Consider the following 19,563-nt stretch of genomic DNA (forward strand, 5'->3'; position numbering starts at 1 on the left):
GAATGAAAATTCTGATTGTTGAAGACGACACGTTGTTACTACAGGGACTGATACTCGCTGCACAAACAGAAGGCTACGCCTGTGATGGCGTGTCAACCGCCCGTGCAGCCGAGCAGTGTCTGGAGACCGGACATTACAGTCTGGTTGTTCTGGACCTGGGCTTGCCGGATGAAGACGGTTTGCACTTCCTGACCCGCATCAGACAGAAGAAATACTCTCTCCCCGTGCTGATCCTCACCGCCCGTGACACGCTCAAAGACCGGGTCAGCGGGCTGGATGTGGGTGCCGATGACTATCTGGTCAAACCGTTCGCACTGGAAGAACTGCACGCCCGCATCCGGGCACTTCTGCGTCGCCACAACAATCAGGGTGAAAGTGAATTAATTGTCAGCAATCTGACGCTGAATATCGGTCGTCGCCAGGTGTGGATGGACGGACAAGAGGTTATCTTAACGCCGAAAGAATACGCGCTCCTGTCACGCCTGATGCTCAAAGCGGGCAGCCCGGTACACCGGGAAATTTTGTATAACGACATCTACAGCTGGGATAACGAACCGTCTACCAACACGCTGGAAGTGCACATTCACAATCTGCGCGATAAAGTGGGGAAATCACGTATCCGCACGGTCAGGGGATTTGGCTATATGCTGGTCGCCACTGAGGAAGCTAAGTGAAGCTGCTGCAATATCTAAAACGACCTCTCCCTCTTCGCCAACGGTTAATACTGACGATCGGTCTAATTCTGCTGGTCTTTCAGTTGATTAGCACCTTCTGGTTGTGGCACGAAAGTACCGAACAAATACAGTTATTCGAACAGGCGCTGCGCGATAACCGTAACAACGATCGCCACATCATGCATGAGATCCGCGAGGCTATCGCCAGCCTGATCGTCCCCGGCATCTTTATGGTCAGCCTGACGCTGCTGATTTGCTATCAGGCGGTGCGACGTATTACCCGTCCCCTTGCCGATCTGCAAAAAGAGTTAGAAGCGCGAGCAGCCGATAACCTGGCCCCCATTGAAATTCACAGCTCAACCGTTGAGATCCAGGCCGTTGTCTCAGCGCTCAATGACCTGGTAACGCGGCTGACCAGCACTATTGAAAACGAACGTTTATTTACCGCCGATGTCGCCCACGAACTGCGCACACCGCTGTCAGGCGTTCGCCTGCATCTGGAATTATTATCCAAAACCCATAAGGTCGACGTTACGCCGTTGATTGCCCGCCTTGACCAAATGATGGACAGCGTATCGCAGCTGCTGCAACTCGCCCGCGTCGGACAGTCGTTTTCGGCCGGGAACTACCAGCATGTCAAACTGCTGGAGGACGTTATTCTGCCCTCCTACGATGAACTCAGCACCATGCTGGACCAACGTAAACAGACGCTGCTCCTGCCACAAAGCGCGGCGGACGTTGTCGTGCGTGGCGATGCTACGCTGTTGCGGATGCTGCTACGAAATCTGGTGGAAAACGCGCATCGTTATAGCCCGGAAGGCACCCATATTACGATTAGCCTGAACACTGAGCATGATGCCGTCCTGGCCGTCGAAGATGAAGGGCCGGGCATTGATGAAAGTAAATGCGGGGAGTTAAGTAAAGCATTCGTCCGAATGGACAGCCGTTTTGGTGGGATTGGGCTGGGGCTGAGTATTGTCAGTCGTATCACCCAGTTACATCAGGGTCATTTCTATCTGCAAAATCGCCAGGGAGCCACCGGCACTCGCGCATGGGTGGAATTGGCGAAAGATCAGTAAGAGCTCACCCACACATACAAAAAGCTGCTGACGATCAGCACGCTGCACACGGTGGTCAAACTTTCATAAATACGGGTTTTCATGACACTCTCCTCCGAAACTATGGAGGAGAGTTTGCCTGACACAGATTAAGCCAACCTTAAGTTGATATCATAAGACACCTTATCCGGCCTACTGAGTACAACGCTGCCCGTAGGCCTGATAAACGTAGTCTCATAAGGTAATAACACGAGTGTCCTGGCCATGCGCCGGATGGCGACTAACGCCTTATCCGGCCTACGAAAGTACAATGCTGCCCGTAGGCCTGATAAACGTAGTGCCATCAGGCAATAACACGAATGCCCGGGCCATGCGCCGGATGGCGACTAGCGCCTTATCCGGCCTACTGAGTACAACGCTGCCCGTAGGCCTGATAAAGGTAGTGCCATCAGGCAATAACACGAATGCCCGGGCCATGCGCCGGATGGCGGCTAGCGCCTTATCCGGCCTACTGAGTACAACGCTGCCCGTAGGCCTGATAAACGTAGTGCCATCAGGCAATAACACCGTTACTCTTCAATACGCGGATGCTGCTGCACCAGACGCGTGCGCTTAACCTGTAGCTCAGCAATTTCCTGATCGATATCTTCGATTTTCTGTTCAATGTTATCGTAGTGTTCGCCGAGGATCTCTTTCGCTTCCTGAATATCCGAAGCAGCAGGTGTCGCGCCTTTCAGCGGCTGATTAGCCGTCTCTTTCATGGTCACGCCGGTAATCAAACCTACTACCGCAATCACCATCAGATAATAAGCAGGCATCATCAGATTCTGCGAGCTTTCCACCAGCCATGCGGCCAATGTCGGAGTCAGACCGGCGATTAATACCGAGATATTAAACGCGGCGGCCAGCGCACTGTAGCGAATATGCGTCGGGAACATCGCCGGTAACGTTGACGCCATCACCCCGGTAAAGCAGTTGAGGATCACCGCCAACATCAGCAACCCGGCGAAAATCAGGCCGATAACATTACTGTTAATCAGAATAAATGCCGGAATCGCCAGCACAAACAGCGCAATACTGCCCATGATCACAAACGGACGACGCCCGAAACGGTCGCTGAGCAAACCCATAATCGGCTGCACAAACAGCATACCAATCATGATGGCGATAATAATCAACACGCCGTGGTCTTCAGAGTAATGCAGGTTATGCGACAGATAGCTCGGCATATAGGTGAGCAGCATGTAGTAGGTGACGTTGGTGGCAATCACCAGACCAACACATGCCAACAGGCTGCGCCAGTGCTTAGTTGCAATCTCTTTAAACGAGACCTTAGGACCTTCCTGCAGACCCTGACGATCGCCCTGCTCCAGTTTATCCACGTGCTGCTGGAACGCCGGCGTCTCTTCCAGCGCATGGCGCAGGTACAGACCAATCAGGCCTAACGGTAGAGCCAGGAAGAACGGAATACGCCAGCCCCACTCAAGGAAGTTATCCTCGCCGACGATAGTTGAGATCAGGACCACCACGCCCGCGCCCAGCACAAACCCGGCAATCGAGCCGAAGTCCAGCCAACTGCCCATAAATCCGCGCTTACGGTCTGGCGAGTACTCTGCGACAAAAATCGATGCCCCGGTATACTCTCCGCCGACCGAGAACCCCTGCGCCATCTTACATAGCAACAGCAGAATCGGTGCCCAGATACCAATTGAGGCATACGAGGGAATAAGACCGATACAGAAGGTACTGATCGACATAATCACGATGGTGATAGCGAGTATCTTCTGACGACCGTATTTATCGCCGAGCATACCGAAGAACAATCCGCCAAGCGGTCGAATCAGAAAGGGAACAGAGAAGGTGGCGAGTGCAGCAACCATCTGCACGCTGGGGTCAGCCCCCGGGAAGAACACTTTACCTAATGCGTAAGCAACAAATCCATAAACACCAAAATCGAACCACTCCATCGCATTACCTAACGACGCTGCGGTAATAGCTTTTCGCAATTTACCGTCATCAATGATGGTAACGTCGCGCAGCGTTATCGGTTTTATTTTTTTCCTTTTTAGCATACTCGTCCTCATAGACTTAGCCCTGTCACGCTCCAGTTCGAGTCCCCTAACGCCCATGCGTCAGGGTCATCATCGAGCGGGGAATGCACAGGCGCATTCCCTGTAACAAGCGTAGCAGGTTTACTTACACTGACGAGAAACGCACAGTACAACCGAACCTGTTGACGCCTGATTGGGCGGTTAATGACCTCTTTACCCTAACAGCGTTTAAATTTGTGATCAACTTCACATATAGTTTTTCATTTCGTCAACATGCGTAAATTAGGTCATTCTTAGTCAGCTTTTTTACATGTCATGCTTGCGATTTACTGACAATTAAATACAAGAATAAATCGCTTTATTGCGCCAACAATCACAGCAGTCACTATTATTCTGCTAGCAAAAAAACCACCTAATCCCTTCACAAAAAGATCACAGCTTTTTTAATAATCAGAGCAACCTGGAATTTTTGCTCGGAATATGTGATGAAGATAACTAAAACATCGTTTTATTTTGATTGAATCAATGTTCCCATGAATGCAAACTAATTCCAGACGCAATATCCCTGGGAGCAGCAACACGCTCAACGTATGCCGCGTTAGATTTTATAAAACAAAGAGATAGCGATTTTCTTTGTTAAGAGACACTAGTAACCATTTGAATTTATTAATTTTTACCCTCTTGCGCGAGTTTCAGCAGCGACAAGACATGAGGACGTTTATGAAAATTAAAGCCACGATTGAACGCATCCCCGGCGGAATGATGTTGATTCCTCTGTTATTAGGCGCAGTGTTAAATACGTTAGCTCCGGATACCGGTGCGTATTTTGGTTCGTTTACCAAAGGAATGATCAGCGGAACGGTACCGATTCTGGCAGTGTGGTTTTTTTGTATCGGCGCATCTATTGATTTGCGGGCAACCGGTACGGTATTACGCAAGTCCGGTACGCTGGTAATAACCAAAATAGCCGTGGCTTGGGTAGTGGCAATGATTGCTGCTTCATTTATTCCTGATACCGGTATTCAAACCGGGTTCTTTGCAGGCCTCTCAGTTTTGGCAATTGTCTCCGCGATGGACATGACCAACGGTGGTTTGTACGCCAGTCTGATGAACCAGTACGGCACCAAAGAAGAGTCTGGCGCATTTGTGTTGATGTCTCTGGAATCCGGTCCGTTAATGACCATGGTGATCCTCGGCTCCGCGGGTCTGGCCTCCTTCGAGCCACACCATTTCATCGGCGCGGTATTACCGTTCCTGATTGGCTTTACGTTGGGCAACCTGGATCACGACCTGCGTTCTTTCTTCAGCAAAGCCACACCGGTGCTGATCCCGTTCTTCGGCTTCGCGTTGGGTAACACTATTAACCTGAGCGTGATCGTTGATACCGGTCTGCTGGGTATCCTGCTGGGTGTCGCGGTTATCGTCATCACCGGTATCCCGCTGATTATTGCTGACCGTGTTATTGGTGGCGGGAACGGTACGGCAGGCGTCGCAGCCTCTTCAGCAGCAGGCGCTGCGGTAGCAAACCCGGTGATTATCGCCCAGATTAACCCGGCGTTCGAACCGGTTGCCGCATCCGCTACGGCGCTGGTTGCCGCCAGCGTAATTGTCACCGCCATTCTGGTGCCGATTATCACCGCGCTGTACGCCAAACGTTTTAATAAAAACCTGGTCGCCAACGAAGCGGTGGCCACCCCGGCAGACTCTCTGCACCACTAAACCTGCCTTTATCCTACTCACCAGCCCTGCTCAATTGACGAGCAGGGTCGGTGCAAAAATCTCCTCAACCATCGCATCGACCAGCCGCTTTGCCGAACACAATCGCGGCATCCCCAAGGCCACGTTTTGCCACCGCTGCGTCACCGACCAGCTTACCGGATGGCGTTGCGCATCGCACCAGCTCCCCAGCCAGCTCAGCATATCGTTATACTCGCCCGATCCGCCGACAGCTGGCGTGCTGAGCCAATGATGATAGTAATGACGCGTAGCGGGCGCTGCATTCACGCTGTCCGCCAATGCCTGAGCCGCCATGGTTCGCAGGTTGTCTTTTAGCATTAACACCACATCGGCATTCGCTAACCGGCAGGCATCACCAAAAGCTCCCCAACGTAGCTCCTCCAGCGCGACAAAACAGCGTCCTGGTAACGACCAGCCGTCATACGCGCCAGCCCGCCAGCGGGTAAAAATTTGTTCGCTATGCTCACCCGCCTGAACCGTCAGGCCGCGCTGGGTCAGCGCCTTCTCTTTATACGCACCGCGTTGGGTAAACCAGTCAGTCAGTGAATTTATTTGCTGTAAAAGACCGGGGGTTGAAAGCCCACGCGGGTGTTCGGTTTGTTGCAACAACATCAACCCTTCGGCGATCCGTACCAGCGCCAGATGACCCGGATCAATCATGCCTGCCAGCTTCTCCACCAGCTTAAGGCGCATCACCAGATGTTCGCTGGACACTCCCGCCATCACCCACGCACGCAGTTGCGTTTGGGATAACACTTCCTGCGTCAGACGCGCACGCAGCCGCTGCTGCTGTTGCAGAAAACCGCCGGAACGTTTGGTTTCATCTCCCTGAACCAGATCGACCATAAACTTCGGGTAGACACACTCCAGCGTCCTCCCGGGGCCTTCCAGTAAAACGTTAGTCATGTGTGCTCGGTTGCAAAAAGGGTATTGATATCGTCACGCAGCAATCGGGAATCTTCATAAAGCCATGCCGCAATCGTAATGCGCTGCTGCAATTGCTCATTCATTGCATTCACCGCCGATTCATTTTGTTGGCGTAGCGTCAGACTCTCACTCAGACTCGCCTGCAATTGCGCCAGGCACAGAGAGAAATCAGCAAAAAATGTGGCCATGCCAGCCGTAACGGAGATATCGACCTGAGCAGCTAAAGCTTTACGAATTTGTTGGCAAAACTGGGAGACGTACTGCACAAGGTTTTTATGCAATGCGCCCATATCAATGAGATAACGCGTTTTTGTTTCGACGTAATCATTCCATCCCCAGTTGGGTTGATTTAGCCAACGAGAGAAAGTGTCACGCACCACACCGCCAGTAGACGGCGCATTTTCTGCCGGAATATCCTGCTCAATGGCCTCGTTAAACAATTGGCGGGTATTGAAATTAAACATCGCCGTATGGAACGCTGGAAAACGGATCCGCGCACGAAAACCGGCGTGGTTTAGCTCCTCTTTCACCCTTTGCTCAATTGGCCGCATCGCGTCATTTAGCGCCCGGGAGAGCGTCGACTCAAGCTGTTCAAAACGCAGGGCTAAGTCCCGGCTGATGCTTTCCTGCGCCGCCAGCAATACCCCCTCACAGGACGAGCGAATTTTATCTAACACAATTTTCGCCTGCCCTTCATCATGCAACACCAACATCTCTCCGGCCATTTCTGCCGTATTCACAGCATTCCCCAGACCGTGTTGTGACATCATCAGGACGTTTTCTTTGACAAAGAACGTGTTGATACCGCAAAGAATCTCAGTCTGTTGCTCACTGAGATAGGCAGCAGCAGCCTCCAGCGCCAGTTCTACTTCATGGCTGACTTCATCGCTCACCCGCCCCTGGCTCACTTCTAACTGCTGCATATCCTCTTCAATATGCGTGATGTTCAGCCGCAGTTTGTCATAGGCGACCGTTAACCCGTGGGCGCGAAATTCCAGATATTCGTGCACGCTTTGTGCATAGTTCAATAACTTATGTGACGCTGAGCGAAGCGCATACAACGAAGCATTAGCATAAGCGGCGTGGATCACTTTCTGAATTGGCTGTTCAAACAGCGAGTCTTCCCACAACAGGTCGGCGGCATGGCGGATGTGTTCCGTATCGTCAAGATCGGTGGTGCGCCAGCGTCTGCCTAGCGCCGCTTCGGCAAAATCCTGCACCCAACGTTGCTCCTGATGATCCGGCAGTCGCCCGCGCGTCGTCAGCTCATGACGCGCCCTGTTCGCCAGATAGCCCCACATTGAGGAGACCGGATAAATTCTTTCAGGGGCGATTCCGCCTTGCATCAATGTGCCGGAAATCAACGCCCGCACCTGGTCTTCATCGTCACTGTTGCGGTCTTTCTGATCGAACTTGTTCACCAGCGCATACAGAGGAACTGACTTGCCGACCGCCATAATCGCCTGACGCACTTCCTCATCGGAAATCGATTTCAGTTGGGTGTAATCCAACACCGCCAGCACCGCAGAGGCCCGCACCAGCTGTTCATTGAGCATTTTTTGTAAGTGCGGTTGCCCCGCCTCGTTCGGCCCCGGCGTATCCAGCAGCGTTAATTGCCCTGGGTAGCTTGCCTGTCCGGCCAAATGGACAAATTCAACCTCAATAACCGGAATATGCTCAATCGCAGCATAGGCAGCAAAAGGAAAATCAACGTCCAATGCTTTTGACAGGCGCACCAGGTCGTTCAGGCTTTTAAGGCAATGGAAAATAGGCTGTGCGCCAAGATAATACCGTTCAAATGCCACACCATTTTCAATATGTTGCAGCAGGACATTCATATCCTTGTCAATTTCCAGGGTCTGCGTAAGACGCAGGCGATCGCACTCGCGCACGCGCTGCTGCAAAACCTTCATTAAGGCATCGATCGGCGCGACATGTGAAAAATGCAGCACCGGCTCTTTCTGCCCCGGCGTATGGCGTATTAGCGTTGGTAACGCCGTCATGGGGCGATTACGATTAGGTAACACCTCTGTCCCCACAATCGCGTTAATCGTCGTCGATTTTCCCGCTTTCATGGTGCCAACAATCGCCAGCACCATTTCCAGACGCGTAATCTTGCGCAGCTCATTATTGAGCGTTGCTTGCTGGACATCCATGCCACGCGCGCTGAAATGCAGGGGCTGAACAACCTGACTGCTATGCTCTCCTTGTTTTAGCGCGACATCATCCAACGACGTCATAGGCAATTTTTGCAATTGCCTGAGATGTTCAAGCGAGAGCATCAGCAAGCGTTCCGCTTCCTGACTTAATTCATATATTGTCTGTGTGTGCATGGAAAATTTTTCCTTAACGCAAATGGCATTGCTTTTATTTAGCCCAATCGTTTTATTTATAGATTTTTTGGCTTTTATAATTACGTATAGAAATAATTAAAATCAAAACAACCAATTGATATTATTAAAATAAATTTGGTGTATAACCGCTGGCCTGATGCCTCTCACTTATGAAAATAAGTAAGAAAGATAGACAGCGTAGTTCAGTTTTAAAAAATGCCAGCGGAATCCCCCTACTAAATTTAAGGGGTTCAATGATATTCAATCACAATGACTTAGGCATCTCTAAGCAATGTTACCTATGAATATCAGATATTTCGCCTCACCTTATCTTAAATATCTAAGCGTAGCAATTTCCCTTAAAAAATATTCCGCCATACTTTCATTGAGGTGAAAGCAGAGGGTCTTTACAGCAGATCATTTTGCGTAATCGCGCAGTAGTCCCGACAAATGCAGGGATTTTATGTATAATTGCGGCCTTTTTCGGCAATCTGCCATTTTTTGGGCGCATTTGCCCCTGCTGACTTTTGAGGAAATCCACATGTCATTACCACACTGCCCGCAATGCAACTCCGAATACACTTACGAAGATAACGGCATGTTCATCTGCCCGGAATGCGCTCACGAATGGAACGATGCTGAACCGGCGCAGGATAGCGACGAACTGATCGTTAAAGATGCCAACGGCAACTTGCTGGCTGACGGCGACAGCGTGACCGTCGTGAAAGACCTGAAGGTAAAAGGTAGCTCTTCCATGCTGAAGATTGGTACCAAAGTGAAAAACATTCGTCTGGTTGAAGGTGACCACAACATCGATTGCAAAATCGATGGCTTTGGCCCAATGAAGCTGAAATCTGAGTTTGTGAAAAAGAACTGATGCAAATTGCCTGATAGCGCGACGCTAATCAGGTCAACACCAGCTCATCTGCCAGGCGGGAAGCTCATACTTCCCGCCTGGTTTATTTTTGCAGACGCTAACTACACTTAATTGGCTTCTTTTACCTGAGGTAAAGATTATGCCGTTAAGTCCCTATATCTCCTTTGCAGGCAACTGCGCTGACGCTATCGCCTACTATCAAAAAACGTTAGGCGCTGAGCTACTCTACAAAATCAACTTCGGTGAAATGCCCAAATCGGCGCAGGATAGCGAAGATGGTTGCCCTTCAGGCTTGAAATTCCCCGCCACCGCCATCGCCCACGCCAACCTGCGCGTTGCGGGCAGTGACATCATGATGAGCGATAGCGCCCCGGACGGAAATGCTCACTACTCTGGCTTCACGCTGGTGCTCGACACGCAAAACGTCGATGAAGGCAAACGCTGGTTTGATAACCTGGCAGCAAACGGAAAAATCGAAATGGACTGGCAGGAAACCTTCTGGGCCCACGGTTTCGGTAAAGTGAGCGACCAGTATGGCGTGCCGTGGATGATCAACGTCGTCAAACAACAGCAACCCCCTACAGAGTAATCCAACGGGAGGCCAGCCCTCCCGTGCTGTCATCAAATAGCGCTCAACTCTTCATCGTCGAGTAACCATCCCTTAACGAAAACGTCACATTAATCCGCCACGATGGGGCCACTTTTTTAGGGAGGCCGCATCATGCAAACGATTATTCGCGTCGAGAAACTCTCCAAGTCCTTCAATCAACATCAGGCGCTCAATGCGGTTGATCTGAACATCTGTTCCGGTGAGATGGTGGCTCTGCTTGGGCCGTCTGGCTCCGGCAAATCCACCCTTTTACGTCATTTAAGCGGTTTGATCACCGGTGATAAATCCCCCGGCAGCCGCGTCGAGCTGCTGGGCCGCACCGTTCAACATGAAGGCCGCCTGGCACGCGATATCCGCAAAAGCCGCGCCCACACCGGCTACATCTTCCAGCAGTTCAATCTGGTGAACCGCCTGACAGTGCTGGAGAACGTCCTGATTGGCGCGCTCGGCAGCACGCCGTTCTGGCGTACCTGTTTTAGCTGGTTTAGCCAGGAACAAAAACAGCGTGCATTACAGGCGCTGACCCGCGTGGGCATGGCGCACTTTGCATACCAGCGCGTTTCCACGCTTTCGGGCGGTCAGCAGCAGCGTGTCGCAATCGCCCGCGCGCTGATGCAGCAGGCCAAAGTGATCCTCGCCGATGAGCCGATTGCTTCGCTGGACCCGGAATCCGCCCGCATCGTGATGGACACCCTACGCGACATAAACCAGACCGACGGCATCACCGTGGTCGTCACGCTGCATCAGGTGGATTACGCCCTGCGTTACTGCGAACGCATCGTCGCGCTGCGCCAGGGCAACGTCTTCTTTGACGGCAGCAGCCAGCATTTTGATAACGATCGTTTTGACCATCTCTACCGCAGCATGAACCGCGTCGAACAGAACGCGCAAGCTGCTTAACTTTGCCCGAACTGAGGAATAAACATGAATTACAAGGCCGTTGCCGCGCTGGCGTTTACCAGCATGTTCAGCATCAGCACCTTGTTAAGCCCGGCGCATGCCGAAGAACAAGAGAAAGCGCTGAACTTTGGCATTATTTCGACTGAATCACAGCAAAACCTGAAACCGCAGTGGGAACCGTTCCTGAAGGACATGGAAAAATCACTGGGCGTGAAAGTGAACGCCTTCTTCGCCCCGGACTACGCTGGGATCATCCAGGGAATGCGCTTTAACAAAGTTGATATCGCCTGGTACGGCAACCTCTCGGCAATGGAAGCGGTGGATCGCGCTAACGGGCAAGTGTTTGCCCAGACCGTCGCCGCCGACGGATCCCCTGGTTACTGGAGCGTGTTGATCGTTAACAAAGACAGCCCGATCAATAACCTGAACGATCTGATCGCCAAACGTAAGGATCTGACCTTCGGCAACGGCGATCCCAACTCAACGTCAGGCTTCCTCGTCCCCGGTTACTACGTCTTCGCCAAAAACAACATCTCCGCCAGCGACTTCAAACGCACCGTTAACGCCGGACACGAAACCAACGCGCTGGCCGTCGCCAACAAGCAGGTTGATGTCGCCACCAACAACACCGAAAACCTCGACAAGCTGAAAACTTCCGCACCGGAAAAACTGAAAGAACTGAAGGTGATCTGGAAGTCGCCGCTGATCCCGGGCGATCCGATCGTCTGGCGTAAAAACCTCTCCGAAACCACCAAGGACAAGGTGTACGACTTCTTTATGAATTACGGCAAAACGCCGGAACAGAAAACCGTACTGGAACGCCTGGGATGGGCACCGTTCCGCGCCTCCAGCGATCTGCAACTGGTGCCGATTCGCCAGCTGGCACTGTTTAAAGAGATGCAGGGTGTGAAGGACAACAAAGGGCTGAATGAGGAAGAGAAAACCAGCAAAACCTCGGCATTGAAAGCGCAGCTCGATGACCTTGACCGTCTGACCGCCGCACTGGGCGCTATGACCAGCGTCACCAAAGCGGTGCAGTAAACCTGGTGACCAAATTGTAGGCCTGATAAGCGCAGCGCCATCAGGCAATGCAAGGGATTCCATGCCGGATGGCGGTGCCAGCACCTTATCCGGCCTACAACAGACCCGAAACATCGACACCCAGGAGCTAAACATGCAAACCATCACCGTCGCCCCGCCCAAACGTAGCTGGTTCTCGCTGCTGAGCTGGGCCATCCTTCTCGCCGTGCTGGTGGTCTCGTGGAAAGGTGCCGAAATGGCCCCGCTCACGCTGATCCAGGATTCCGGCAATATGGCGACCTTCGCCGCCGACTTCTTCCCGCCGGACTTCAGCCAGTGGCAGGACTATCTCGGTGAAATGGCCGTCACCCTGCAAATTGCCGTCTGGGGGACTGCCCTCGCCGTTGTGCTGTCGATTCCCTTCGGCCTGATGTGCGCCGATAACCTCGTGCCGTGGTGGATTTACCAGCCGATGCGTCGCCTGATGGACGCCTGCCGCGCCATCAATGAAATGGTCTTCGCCATGCTGTTCGTGGTCGCCGTCGGGTTAGGCCCATTCGCCGGGGTGATGGCGCTGTTTATCCACACTACCGGGGTGCTCTCCAAGCTGCTTTCCGAAGCGGTAGAAGCTATTGAGCCAGGTCCGGTAGAAGGCATTCGCGCCACCGGTGCCAACAAAATTGAAGAGATTCTGTACGGCGTTCTGCCACAGGTCATGCCGCTGCTTATTTCCTACTCGCTGTATCGCTTTGAATCCAACGTTCGCTCGGCCACGGTGGTCGGAATGGTGGGTGCAGGCGGTATTGGCGTGACCTTATGGGAAGCGATTCGCGGCTTTCAGTTCCAGCAAACCTGCGCCTTGATGGTGTTAATCATCGTCACCGTCAGCCTGTTGGATTTCCTTTCCCAGCGTTTGCGTAAGCACTTTATCTGATTAGCGAGGCATTGATTGCTATGCACTTGTCTACACATCCGACCAGTTATCCAACGCGTTATCAGGAAATTGCCGCGAGACTTGAGCAGGAGCTACGTCAACATTATCGCTGCGGTGACTATCTGCCCGCCGAGCATCAGCTTGCCGCGCGCTACGAGGTAAACCGCCACACCCTGCGCCGCGCCATTGACCAGTTGGTTGAACGCGGTTGGGTTCAGCGTCGTCAGGGCGTCGGCGTGCTGGTGCTGATGCGCCCGTTCGATTACCCGCTTAATGCCCAGGCGCGCTTTAGTCAGAACCTGCTGGACCAGGGCAGCCACCCCACCAGCGAAAAACTGCTGGCGGTGCTGCGCCCGGCCTCCAGCCACATTGCCGACGCGCTCAGCATTAACGAGGGCGATAACGTGATTCACCTGCGCACCCTGCGCCGGGTTAACGGTATCGCGCTGTGCCAGATCGACCACTATTTTTCCGACCTCACGCTGTGGCCGCTGCTGCAGGGCTTTAACAGCGGTTCGCTGCACGACTACCTGCGCGAACAGTCCGGCCTGACGCTGCTGCGTACGCAAACGCGCATCAGCGCCCGCCGCGCGCACGCCAAAGAGAGCAAGGTACTGGAAATCCCCAATATGGCGCCGCTGCTGTGCGTGCGCACCCTGAACCACCGTGAAGGCGAAGAACACGCGGCGGAATACTCCGTCAGCCTGACCCGCGCCGACATGATCGAATTCACTATGGAGCACTGAATGCATTTCGATACCGCCACCCGCCAGCGCTGGATGCGCGCGCTGGCTTACAGCAATGCCGATGCCCTGAACGCCCGCATCACCGCGCTCAAACTGACGCCGGACTATGAACTTATCCGCGCTCCGGAAAGCGGACTGATGCAGATCCAGGCCCGTATGGGCGGTACCGGCAACCGCTTCTTTGCCGGTGACACCACGCTAACTCGCGCAGTGGTACGCCTGAAGAGCGGCACGCTGGGTTACAGCTACCTGCTGGGACGCAATAAACAACATGCCGAGCAGTGCGCGGTGATTGACGCACTGCTGCAGGAACAAACGCATTTCCAGAACCTAATGGAAACCTTAATTGCCCCGCTGGAAGCGGAACGCGATGCGCTGATTAACGCACGCCGTGCCGAAGTCAACGCCAGCCGGGTCGACTTCTTCACGCTGGTACGCGGAGATAACGCATGACACGATCTACAGCACTTCTGACCGCTTTTAATTTACCCGTTCAGGATGCTCAGCAGAGCTTTCGTCGCCTGCTGAAAGCCATGAGCGAACCGGGCGTAATCGTCGCCCTGCATCAACTGAAACACGGCTGGCAGCCGCTGGGTCTGGCAACCACCAGCGTGCTGCTGACCCTGGTCGATGGCGACACGCCGGTCTGGCTGGCACCGTCGATGGATAACGATATCGCCCGCCAGAACCTGCGTTTTCATACCAACGCGCCGCTGGTGGATCAGCCGCAGCTGGCGGCCTTTGCCGTCGCCGACGAGCGCATCAGCAGCGAACAGCTTAACGCCCTCTCCGCCGGTTCAGCCGTCGCGCCAGAGACCAGCGCTACGCTGATTGTGCAGGTCTCTGGCTTAAGCGGCGGACGCATGCTGCGTCTGACCGGCGCGGGCATTGCCGAAGAGCGCATGATCGCGCCACAGCTGCCGGAATGTCTGATTCACGAACTCACCGAACGCCCGCACCCGTTCCCACTGGGGGTCGATCTGATCCTCACCTGCGGCGAACGCCTGCTGGCTATTCCGCGAACCACCCATGTGGAGGTGTGCTGATGTACGTCGCCGTCAAAGGGGGCGAAAAGGCGATAGCCAACGCCCACGCCCTGCAGGAAAACCGACGCCGGGGCGATGAGACCATTGCTGAACTGAGCGTGGCGCAAATCGAACAGCAGATGAACCTGGCCGTCGACCGGGTGATGACCGAAGGCGGCATCGCCGACCGCGAACTGGCGGCACTGGCGCTGAAGCAGGCCAGCGGCGATAACGTCGAAGCCATCTTTTTGCTCCGCGCCTACCGCACTACGCTGGCAAAAGTGGCGGTCAGTGAACCGGTTAACAGCGCAGAAATGCGCCTTGAGCGCCGAATCTCGGCGGTCTACAAAGATATTCCCGGCGGGCAACTGTTGGGTCCAACCTATGACTACACCCATCGCCTGCTGGATTTTACCCTGCTGGCCAATGGCGAAACGCCGCCCCTGCGCAGCGCAGACGCCGTACAGGATGCCTCCCCGCACGTCTTTTCCCTGCTGGCCAACCAGGGACTGGCAAAGCGTGAAGAGGATGATGGCGCGACACCCGACGACATCACCCGCACACCGCCGGTTTATCCCTGTTCACGTGCTTCACGCCTGCAACAGCTGATGCGCGGCGACGAAGGCTATCTGCTGGCGCTGGCCTACTCCACCCAGCGCGGCTACGGGCGCAATCACCCGTTTGCCGCCGAAATCCGCAGCGGCTATGTGGAACTGGAAACGGTGCCGGAAGAGCTGGGATTTGCGGTTAACGTCGGCGAACTGCTGATGACCGAATGTGAAATGGTGAACGGGTTTGTCGCACCAGAAAACGAATCCCCCCATTTTACCCGCGGCTACGGGCTGGTGTTCGGTATGAGCGAACGTAAATCGATGGCGATGGCGCTGGTGGACCGCGCCCTACAGGCAGCCGAATACGATGAAACGGTCACAGGACCGGCGCAGGACGAAGAGTTCGTGCTGGCGCATGCGGATAACGTCGAGGCGGCGGGTTTTGTTTCGCACCTCAAACTTCCCCATTACGTCGATTTCCAGGCCGAACTGGAACTGCTCAAACGCCTGCAACAGGAGGCCACCCGTGACCACTAACCTCTCCGGCTACAACTTTGCGTATCTTGATGAGCAGACCAAGCGCATGATCCGCCGCGCCATTCTGAAAGCGGTGGCAATCCCGGGTTACCAGGTCCCGTTTGGCGGACGTGAGATGCCGATGCCCTACGGCTGGGGAACCGGCGGTATTCAGCTTACCGCCAGCGTGATTGGCGAGCCGGACGTACTGAAGGTGATTGACCAGGGCGCAGACGACACCACTAACGCCGTGTCGATTCGTAATTTCTTCAAGCGTGTGACCGGGGTGAATACCACTGAGCGTACGGAAGATGCGACGCTGATCCAGACCCGCCACCGCATCCCGGAAACGCCGCTGGTGGAAGATCAGATAATCATCTTCCAGGTACCGATCCCTGAACCGCTGCGCTTTATCGAACCGCGTGAAACGGAAACTCGCACCATGCACGCGCTGGAAGAGTACGGCATCATGCAGGTGAAACTGTATGAAGATATCGCCCGCTTCGGCCATATTGCCACCACTTACGCCTATCCGGTGAAGGTCAATGACCGCTACGTCATGGACCCGTCGCCCATCCCGAAATTCGACAATCCAAAGATGGACATGATGCCAGCCCTGCAACTGTTTGGCGCTGGCCGCGAAAAGCGTATCTATGCCGTTCCACCTTACACCCGCGTGGAAAGCCTCGATTTCGACGATCACCCGTTTACCGTGCAGAGCTGGGATGAGCCTTGCGCCATCTGCGGCTCAACCCACAGCTATCTCGATGAAGTGGTGCTCGATGACACCGGCAAACGCATGTTTGTCTGCTCCGACACCGACTACTGCCGCCAACAGAGCGAGGCCCTCAGCAAATGACGCAACCGCTGCTTTCAGTCAACAACCTGACCCATCTCTACGCGCCGGGCAAGGGCTTCAGCGATGTCTCTTTTGACCTGTGGCCAGGCGAGGTGCTGGGTATCGTCGGCGAGTCCGGTTCCGGCAAAACCACGCTGCTGAAATCGATCTCTTCACGGCTGACGCCGCAGAGCGGTGAGATTTTGTATCAGAACCGTTCGCTGTACGGCATGAACGAAGCCGACCGTCGCCGTCTGCTGCGCACCGAATGGGGCGTGGTGCATCAGCATCCGCTGGATGGCCTTCGCCGTCAGGTCTCCGCAGGCGGCAATATCGGCGAACGTCTGATGGCCACCGGCGCACGTCACTACGGCGACATCCGCGCCACCGCGCAGCGCTGGCTGGAGGAGGTAGAGATCCCTGCCTCGCGTATCGACGATCTACCCACCACCTTTTCCGGCGGCATGCAGCAGCGCCTGCAGATTGCCCGCAACCTCGTCACCCATCCCAAACTGGTGTTTATGGACGAACCTACCGGCGGGCTGGACGTTTCCGTACAGGCCAAACTGCTGGACCTGCTGCGCGGCCTGGTGGTGGAACTGGATCTGGCGGTAGTGATTGTCACCCACGATTTGGGCGTCGCGCGCCTGCTGGCCGACCGTTTACTGGTGATGAAGCAAGGTCAGGTGGTGGAAAGTGGGTTAACCGACCGCGTGCTCGACGACCCGCATCATCCGTATACCCAGTTGCTGGTGTCGTCGGTGTTGCAGAACTGATTTTTTGTTGTGCCGGATGGCGGCTGCGCCTTATCCGGCCTACGGAGTGGCATCGCTTGTGCCGGATGACGGCTACGTCTTATCCGGCCTACGGAGCGGCATTGGTTGTAGGCCTGATAAGCGAAGCGCCATCAGGCAATCGAACGCAAAAATGTCTAAAGAGGCTAAAAATGAACGCGATCCGCGTTGAAAATGTCAGTAAAACCTTTGTCCTGCATCAGCAAAACGGCGTGCGTCTGCCGGTGCTGCAAAACGCCACTCTGGACGTTAAAAGCGGCGAATGCGTGGTGCTGCACGGTCACTCAGGTAGCGGCAAATCCACATTGCTGCGTTCGCTGTACGCCAACTACCTGCCGGATGAAGGACACATCCACATCCGCCACAGCGATGAATGGGTTGATCTGGTGCAGGCCCCGGCGCGCAAAGTACTGGAAGTTCGCCGTTCAACCATCGGCTGGGTGAGCCAGTTCCTGCGCGTGATCCCGAGGATTTCCGCGCTGGACGTGGTGATGCAACCGCTGCTGGATCTGGGGGTCTCCCGTGAGGAGTGTGCAGCCAAAGCAGCTAACCTGCTTACCCGCCTGAACGTGCCGGAGCGATTGTGGCACCTGGCGCCGTCGACCTTTTCCGGCGGCGAACAGCAGCGCGTCAACATCGCTCGCGGGTTTATCGTCGATTACCCAATTCTGCTGCTCGATGAGCCTACCGCCTCGCTGGACGCCAAAAATAGCGCCGCCGTCGTCGCATTAATTGAAGAGGCGAAAGCCCGCGGCGCAGCAATTGTCGGCATTTTTCACGATCAAACCGTGCGCGACCGCGTAGCGGATCGTCTGCATCTGATGGGAACAACAGCATGATTATCAATAATGTAAAGCTGGTACTGGAAGATGAAGTGGTGCAAGGATCGCTGGAAATCGAGGGCGGGGTCATTCGCACCTTTGCAGAAAGTCCGAGCAGCCTACCTGAGGCGCTGGACGGCGAAGGCGGCTGGCTGCTACCAGGGCTTATCGAGCTGCATACCGATAATCTCGACAAATTTTTCACCCCGCGCCCGAAGGTAGACTGGCCTGCCCACTCGGCGATGAGCAGCCACGACGCGCTAATGGTCGCCAGCGGCATTACCACCGTGCTGGACGCGGTGGCAATTGGCGATGTGCGCGACGGCGGCGACCGTCTGGAAAATCTGGAGAAGATGATCAATGCGGTCGAAGAGACGCAAAAGCGCGGGGTCAATCGCGCCGAGCATCGCCTGCACCTGCGCTGTGAGCTGCCGCATCACACTACCCTGCCGCTGTTTGAAAAGCTGGTCGGCCGCGAGCCGGTAACGCTGGTGTCACTGATGGATCACTCGCCAGGCCAGCGTCAGTTCGCCAATCGTGAGAAGTACCGCGAGTATTATCAAGGCAAGTATTCGCTCACCGACGAGCAGATGGCCCGCTATGAAGAAGAACAATTAGCGCTGGCGGCGCGTTGGTCACAGCCCAATCGCACGGCGATTGCCCAGATGTGTCGTGAGCGCCAGATTGCGCTGGCGAGCCATGATGATGCCACCCATGATCATGTGCTGGAATCGCACCAGCTTGGCAGCGTGATCGCCGAATTTCCCACTACCTTCGAAGCGGCTGAAGCCTCGCGCCAGCATGGTATGAACGTGCTGATGGGGGCGCCCAACATCGTGCGCGGCGGTTCTCACTCCGGCAACGTGGCCGCGCATAAGCTGGCTGAGCTGGGGCTTTTGGATATTCTCTCTTCCGACTACTACCCCGCCAGCCTGCTCGATGCGGCGTTTCGCGTAGCGGACGACGACGCCAACTGCTTTACGCTGCCACAGGCCATTCGTCTGGTGACCCACAATCCGGCGCGGGCATTAAATCTCGACGATCGTGGCGTTGTTGCCGAAGGCAAACGCGCGGATCTGGTGCTGGCACACCGCAAAGGCGGCAACATCCATATCGACCACGTCTGGCGTCAGGGCAAAAGGGTATTCTGA

At 54.7% G+C, this 19,563-nt stretch carries 20 protein-coding genes; 16 read left to right on the forward strand and 4 right to left on the reverse strand.

Annotated elements, in window-relative coordinates:
• The first annotated feature begins 2 nt into the window (after positions 1–2).
• The gene (gene pmrA, locus OGY10_RS00785) at positions 3–674 is read left to right on the forward strand and encodes a two-component system response regulator PmrA (RefSeq protein ID WP_191226518.1); all 672 of its coding nucleotides are present in this window, start codon (positions 3–5) and stop codon (positions 672–674) included.
• Positions 671–1,753, forward strand: coding sequence for a two-component system sensor histidine kinase PmrB (gene pmrB / locus OGY10_RS00790; protein ID WP_223124333.1), 1,083 nt, complete (start codon positions 671–673; stop codon positions 1,751–1,753). The genes pmrA and pmrB overlap by 4 nt, the downstream gene beginning before the upstream one ends.
• Here the strand turns inward: pmrB and pmrR are convergent.
• Together pmrR and proP are read right to left on the reverse strand one after the other, a co-directional pair.
• Positions 1,747–1,836 carry an LpxT activity modulator PmrR gene (gene pmrR / locus OGY10_RS00795; protein WP_003826741.1) on the reverse strand — a complete coding sequence of 30 codons (90 nt, stop codon included), beginning with the start codon at positions 1,834–1,836 and terminating at the stop codon, positions 1,747–1,749. The two genes, pmrB and pmrR, sit on opposite strands and share 7 nt — an antisense overlap.
• A 465-nt stretch (positions 1,837–2,301) precedes the next feature.
• The gene (gene proP / locus OGY10_RS00800) at positions 2,302–3,804 is read right to left on the reverse strand and encodes a glycine betaine/L-proline transporter ProP (RefSeq protein ID WP_003826737.1); all 1,503 of its coding nucleotides are present in this window, start codon (positions 3,802–3,804) and stop codon (positions 2,302–2,304) included.
• A 699-nt stretch (positions 3,805–4,503) separates the two neighbouring features.
• On the opposite strand from proP, the gene kdgT reads away from it, so the two are divergent.
• Positions 4,504–5,502 (forward strand): 2-keto-3-deoxygluconate transporter, encoded by a 999-nt coding sequence (gene kdgT, locus OGY10_RS00805; protein WP_003826735.1) that lies wholly within the window; start codon positions 4,504–4,506, stop codon positions 5,500–5,502.
• Positions 5,503–5,532: 30 nt separating this feature from the next.
• Here kdgT and OGY10_RS00810 read toward each other — a convergent pair whose 3' ends face one another.
• On the reverse strand, positions 5,533–6,426 hold the full coding sequence (locus OGY10_RS00810) for a diguanylate cyclase regulator RdcB family protein (protein WP_032942133.1): 894 nt from the start codon (positions 6,424–6,426) through the stop codon (positions 5,533–5,535).
• Positions 6,423–8,780, reverse strand: coding sequence for a clamp-binding protein CrfC (gene crfC / locus OGY10_RS00815; RefSeq protein ID WP_191226519.1), 2,358 nt, complete (start codon positions 8,778–8,780; stop codon positions 6,423–6,425). Before crfC ends, OGY10_RS00810 begins: the two co-directional genes overlap by 4 nt.
• A 541-nt stretch (positions 8,781–9,321) precedes the next feature.
• Between crfC and OGY10_RS00820 the strand changes: the two genes are divergently transcribed.
• The 13 genes from OGY10_RS00820 (at position 9,322) to phnM (ending at position 19,563) form a co-directional block, all read left to right on the forward strand.
• Positions 9,322–9,657 (forward strand): zinc ribbon domain-containing protein YjdM, encoded by a 336-nt coding sequence (locus OGY10_RS00820; protein ID WP_003031835.1) that lies wholly within the window; start codon positions 9,322–9,324, stop codon positions 9,655–9,657.
• A gap of 139 nt (positions 9,658–9,796) precedes the next feature.
• A complete protein-coding gene (gene yjdN / locus OGY10_RS00825) occupies positions 9,797–10,246 on the forward strand; it encodes a VOC family metalloprotein YjdN (protein WP_008786962.1) in 450 nt (149 codons plus the stop codon).
• A 132-nt stretch (positions 10,247–10,378) separates the two neighbouring features.
• The gene (gene phnC / locus OGY10_RS00830; protein ID WP_003826726.1) at positions 10,379–11,167 is read left to right on the forward strand and encodes a phosphonate ABC transporter ATP-binding protein; all 789 of its coding nucleotides are present in this window, start codon (positions 10,379–10,381) and stop codon (positions 11,165–11,167) included.
• Between the two features lie 24 nt (positions 11,168–11,191).
• Entirely contained in the window at positions 11,192–12,208 is a 1,017-nt protein-coding gene (gene phnD / locus OGY10_RS00835) for a phosphonate ABC transporter substrate-binding protein (RefSeq protein ID WP_191226520.1), read from the forward strand.
• A gap of 133 nt (positions 12,209–12,341) precedes the next feature.
• The gene (phnE, locus tag OGY10_RS00840; RefSeq protein WP_016155398.1) at positions 12,342–13,121 is read left to right on the forward strand and encodes a phosphonate ABC transporter, permease protein PhnE; all 780 of its coding nucleotides are present in this window, start codon (positions 12,342–12,344) and stop codon (positions 13,119–13,121) included.
• Between the two features lie 20 nt (positions 13,122–13,141).
• Positions 13,142–13,867 (forward strand): phosphonate metabolism transcriptional regulator PhnF, encoded by a 726-nt coding sequence (gene phnF / locus OGY10_RS00845; protein ID WP_286576044.1) that lies wholly within the window; start codon positions 13,142–13,144, stop codon positions 13,865–13,867.
• Positions 13,868–14,320, forward strand: a complete 453-nt coding sequence (phnG, locus tag OGY10_RS00850) for a phosphonate C-P lyase system protein PhnG (protein ID WP_008786958.1) — start codon at positions 13,868–13,870, stop codon at positions 14,318–14,320.
• Complete coding sequence (gene phnH / locus OGY10_RS00855; RefSeq protein ID WP_008786957.1) at positions 14,317–14,913, forward strand: phosphonate C-P lyase system protein PhnH; 597 nt, start codon at positions 14,317–14,319, stop codon at positions 14,911–14,913. The genes phnG and phnH overlap by 4 nt, the downstream gene beginning before the upstream one ends.
• Positions 14,913–15,980 carry a carbon-phosphorus lyase complex subunit gene (locus OGY10_RS00860; RefSeq protein WP_191226521.1) on the forward strand — a complete coding sequence of 356 codons (1,068 nt, stop codon included), beginning with the start codon at positions 14,913–14,915 and terminating at the stop codon, positions 15,978–15,980. The genes phnH and OGY10_RS00860 overlap by 1 nt, the downstream gene beginning before the upstream one ends.
• 46 nt (positions 15,981–16,026) lie before the next feature.
• On the forward strand, positions 16,027–16,818 hold the full coding sequence (gene phnJ, locus OGY10_RS00865; RefSeq protein ID WP_049259807.1) for an alpha-D-ribose 1-methylphosphonate 5-phosphate C-P-lyase PhnJ: 792 nt from the start codon (positions 16,027–16,029) through the stop codon (positions 16,816–16,818).
• Positions 16,815–17,573 (forward strand): phosphonate C-P lyase system protein PhnK, encoded by a 759-nt coding sequence (phnK, locus tag OGY10_RS00870; protein ID WP_003844769.1) that lies wholly within the window; start codon positions 16,815–16,817, stop codon positions 17,571–17,573. Before phnJ ends, phnK begins: the two co-directional genes overlap by 4 nt.
• A gap of 170 nt (positions 17,574–17,743) precedes the next feature.
• Positions 17,744–18,430, forward strand: a complete 687-nt coding sequence (gene phnL, locus OGY10_RS00875; protein WP_003826708.1) for a phosphonate C-P lyase system protein PhnL — start codon at positions 17,744–17,746, stop codon at positions 18,428–18,430.
• Complete coding sequence (gene phnM, locus OGY10_RS00880) at positions 18,427–19,563, forward strand: alpha-D-ribose 1-methylphosphonate 5-triphosphate diphosphatase (protein WP_286576046.1); 1,137 nt, start codon at positions 18,427–18,429, stop codon at positions 19,561–19,563. Before phnL ends, phnM begins: the two co-directional genes overlap by 4 nt.

This window comes from Citrobacter sp. Cpo148, from assembly GCF_030332375.1.
GTDB classification, from domain to species: Bacteria; Pseudomonadota; Gammaproteobacteria; order Enterobacterales; family Enterobacteriaceae; genus Citrobacter; species Citrobacter portucalensis.

Bases quoted from the DNA above. Each gene is read 5' to 3' on its own strand.
- phnM (WP_286576046.1), top strand. From the start codon at position 18,427: ATGATTATCAATAATGTAAAGCTGGTACTGGAAGATGAAGTGGTGCAA.
- OGY10_RS00820 (WP_003031835.1), top strand. From the start codon at position 9,322: ATGTCATTACCACACTGCCCGCAATGCAACTCCGAATACACTTACGAA.
- phnC (WP_003826726.1), top strand. From the start codon at position 10,379: ATGCAAACGATTATTCGCGTCGAGAAACTCTCCAAGTCCTTCAATCAA.
- OGY10_RS00860 (WP_191226521.1), top strand. From the start codon at position 14,913: ATGTACGTCGCCGTCAAAGGGGGCGAAAAGGCGATAGCCAACGCCCAC.
- phnE (WP_016155398.1), top strand. From the start codon at position 12,342: ATGCAAACCATCACCGTCGCCCCGCCCAAACGTAGCTGGTTCTCGCTG.
- phnG (WP_008786958.1), top strand. From the start codon at position 13,868: ATGCATTTCGATACCGCCACCCGCCAGCGCTGGATGCGCGCGCTGGCT.
- proP (WP_003826737.1), bottom strand. From the start codon at position 3,804: ATGCTAAAAAGGAAAAAAATAAAACCGATAACGCTGCGCGACGTTACC.
- phnK (WP_003844769.1), top strand. From the start codon at position 16,815: ATGACGCAACCGCTGCTTTCAGTCAACAACCTGACCCATCTCTACGCG.
- phnJ (WP_049259807.1), top strand. From the start codon at position 16,027: ATGATCCGCCGCGCCATTCTGAAAGCGGTGGCAATCCCGGGTTACCAG.
- OGY10_RS00810 (WP_032942133.1), bottom strand. From the start codon at position 6,426: ATGACTAACGTTTTACTGGAAGGCCCCGGGAGGACGCTGGAGTGTGTC.
- crfC (WP_191226519.1), bottom strand. From the start codon at position 8,780: ATGCACACACAGACAATATATGAATTAAGTCAGGAAGCGGAACGCTTG.
- pmrR (WP_003826741.1), bottom strand. From the start codon at position 1,836: ATGAAAACCCGTATTTATGAAAGTTTGACCACCGTGTGCAGCGTGCTG.
- pmrA (WP_191226518.1), top strand. From the start codon at position 3: ATGAAAATTCTGATTGTTGAAGACGACACGTTGTTACTACAGGGACTG.
- phnD (WP_191226520.1), top strand. From the start codon at position 11,192: ATGAATTACAAGGCCGTTGCCGCGCTGGCGTTTACCAGCATGTTCAGC.
- phnL (WP_003826708.1), top strand. From the start codon at position 17,744: ATGAACGCGATCCGCGTTGAAAATGTCAGTAAAACCTTTGTCCTGCAT.
- phnH (WP_008786957.1), top strand. From the start codon at position 14,317: ATGACACGATCTACAGCACTTCTGACCGCTTTTAATTTACCCGTTCAG.
- phnF (WP_286576044.1), top strand. From the start codon at position 13,142: ATGCACTTGTCTACACATCCGACCAGTTATCCAACGCGTTATCAGGAA.
- yjdN (WP_008786962.1), top strand. From the start codon at position 9,797: ATGCCGTTAAGTCCCTATATCTCCTTTGCAGGCAACTGCGCTGACGCT.
- kdgT (WP_003826735.1), top strand. From the start codon at position 4,504: ATGAAAATTAAAGCCACGATTGAACGCATCCCCGGCGGAATGATGTTG.